Source organism: Actinosynnema sp. NPDC059797 (assembly GCF_042732085.1).
GTDB lineage: Bacteria > Actinomycetota > Actinomycetes > Mycobacteriales > Pseudonocardiaceae > Actinosynnema.
Window position 1 is genome coordinate 1 of the sequence record NZ_JBHWIE010000620.1, and the last position, 2,678, is coordinate 2,678.

Consider the following 2,678-nt stretch of genomic DNA (forward strand, 5'->3'; position numbering starts at 1 on the left):
GTTCCAGCTCCACCCGGTCTGGCAGGCCGGTGACCTCGCCGAGCCCGCTGACCACCCGCGCGCCGGTGACCACCAGCGGCAGCTCGGCGGCGGTGGAGACCAGCTCGACGGTGACCGGCACGTCGTCGCCGGACAGGTCCAGGTCCGGCGGCGCGCCGGCCCAGCGCACGTCCACCCCGGCGGCCAGGTCCGGCGCCAGCGCGTCGGCCGCGATGCCCCGGCGGACGCGGTCGGCGACGCCGTTGAGGAAGTCGACCAGCTCGTCAGCGGTCAGCCGCGGCACCTCGGTGCGGGGCACGACGTCGAGCAGCAGCTCCGCGCCGGACACGTCGTTGGTCAGCGGGAACGCGTAGCCGCGCAGCCCGGTCAGCCGGTCGGCCCGCTGCCGCAGGTCGGTCCAGGCGGGCGAGCCGACGTCGCGGAACGGGCTGCCCGCGGGCGGCGCGTGCTCGCCGTCGGTGAGCAGCACGATCGCCCGGCCGCCCGGACCCGACGTCCCGCTCAGCGCGTCCACCGCGCCGCTGATGGCCGCGCCGACGTCGGTGGAGCCGCCGCCGGGCTGCGCGGGCATCCGCTCGACCGCGTTCGCCGCGCCGGACGCCTCGCCGTCGTAGACCGGCGACACCGCGGAGTCGAACGCGAACAGCCGCACCCGGTCCTCCGGGCGCAGGCTGCCCACGAACTCCCCGAGCACCTGCTTGACCCGGTCGTAGCGGCCGTCGTCGCGCATCGAGCCCGACTTGTCGACCAGCACGGCGTAGTCGGTGGGCGCCCGGTCGACACCCAGCCCGGCCAGCACCTCGTCCAGCCCGACCGCGTCGCCGGGCGCCGCCGGGGCGGGTGCCGCGGCGACCACGACGAGCAGGCAACTCACGACCGCGGGGACCAGGCCCCGCCTGCCACGGACAGCCATTGCGCTTCTCCTGACGTCAACGCGATCCGCCGGTCCCGTCGTCGGTGACCGGGTCGTACCACTGGGTCATCCGCCTGGCCGCGTCCTGCAGCCGGGCGTGCTTGTCCAACGCGGCCCGCAGGCCCTCGTCCACGCGCCGCAGGGTGTGCTCGGTGGCGTCGAGCGCGGCGCGCAGCCCGTCCCCGTCCGGCGCGTCGGCGGGCCCGGCGGGCAGGCCGGCCAGGATCTCGGTGTCGATGCGCGCGTACTCCAGCAGCTGCGCGGCCCGTTCGGCGTGCTCGGTGCGCAACCGCTCGTAGCGGGCCAGGGTGTCGGCCAGGCGCGTCTTGTGCTCCTCGTGCGCGCGGACCTCCTCGGCCCAGTCGCGCTCGGAGGCGGCGATCTTGGCCAGCACGTCGCCGGTGCGGTCGCTGAGGTCGCCCAGCCGTTCGAGGCTGAGCGACAGCACCTGCTCGGCGGTGTCCAGCAGGGCGCGTTCGGCCACCTCGGCGGGCTGGCGCATGGCGGCCAGCCGCGCGGACAGCGACTCCTGCTGCGCCTTCAGCTCCGGCAGGGCGTCGGCCAGCCGCTCGAAGCGCTTGAGCTCCTCCAGCCGCGCGGACACGCGCTCGTGCTCGGCGGCGCCCGCGGCCAACCGCTCCTCGACGCGCGCCAGCGCCTCGTGCTCGCGGCGCAGCACGGCGGTCCGGTCGGCCAGCGCGGTCAGCGAGTCGACCTGGCGGCGCAGGTGGTCGGCGACGGGCTCCCCGGTGGCGGCGACCTCGGTCAGCGCGGACAGGCGGACGGCCAGGTGCTCGACCTCGGCCAGCGCGTCGTCCAGCGCGATCACCACCTCGATGGCGGCGGTGTCCGGGCCCTCGGCGGCGGGCTCGGCGCGGGCGGCCTCGGCCAGCGCGCGGACCGACCAGCCGATGGCCCACCGCAGGGCGTGCAGGGCGACCGCCGGGCCCTCGGTGGTGAGCACGGCGGCCAGCTCGGCCCTCGGGTCGGTGGTGTTCATCCTGGTGCTCCTCCGGGACCTGGTTCGGGCAGCGGGCACGTCACCGGCGGGCCGCCCGCGACCGGGCGCAGCACCAGCACCCCGGTGGTGGTCCGACCCGCGCGCACCTCGGCCCGGTACTCGCCGGGCGGGACCCCGCGGCCCGTGGCCAACGGCTGCCACGGGCCCTCGCCGCGCGGGCGCAGCAGCACGGGCACCGGGTCCGCGCCGGCCTCGACGCGCACCACGGCGTCCACCGGTGCGGCCGGCCGGCCCGCCTCGGCCAGGGTGAGCACCGCGGAGGTCAGCAGGCCGCCGCTGATCCGCCGCACCGGCAGGCCGAGGGTGTGGACGTGGTCGGCCCGCGCGAGGACCGCGCCGGAGGCGACGAGCATCGCGCCGCGCGCCACGTCGTCGACGGCCAGCGCGGTCGGGGTCCGCCACCGGCCCACCGCGCCCAGCACGGCCTCGCGCACCGGAGCGGTGGGCCCGAACACGCCCGACAGCACCACGGCGCTGCCGTGGTCGAGGTCGTCGGCGAAGCGGGCGGCCACCTCCGCGGCCCGCCGCGCGACCGGCGCGAGCGCGTCCAGCACGACCCCGGCGGTGACCGCGCGGTCGCGGTCGAGGTACGCGGGGGTGGCGCGGTAGCGGTGCTGCCGCACGGCCCGGTCGAGCACGACGGCGAGGCGGCGGGTCCGGGCCGCGCCCTGCCGGGCCAGCCAGTCGCGCGGCACGCCGAACGCGTCGGCCACGTCCGGGCTGTCGACGCGCTCGACCCGCACC

Annotated in this window: 2 protein-coding genes and 1 pseudogene; all 3 read right to left on the reverse strand. The window is 78.1% G+C overall.

All coding sequences use genetic code 11. The features are described 5' to 3' along the window. A partial coding sequence (locus ACFV4N_RS42520; protein WP_499678370.1) for a VWA domain-containing protein occupies nucleotides 1-913 on the reverse strand: 913 nt, incomplete at its 3' end. Between the two features lie 16 nt (nucleotides 914-929). Further along, nucleotides 930-1,913 (reverse strand): hypothetical protein, encoded by a 984-nt coding sequence (locus ACFV4N_RS42525; RefSeq protein ID WP_499678371.1) that lies wholly within the window; start codon nucleotides 1,911-1,913, stop codon nucleotides 930-932. Beyond that, nucleotides 1,910-2,678 (reverse strand): annotated as a pseudogene (locus ACFV4N_RS42530) (hypothetical protein); the annotation flags it as partial. The gene ACFV4N_RS42525 and the pseudogene ACFV4N_RS42530, both read right to left, overlap by 4 nt.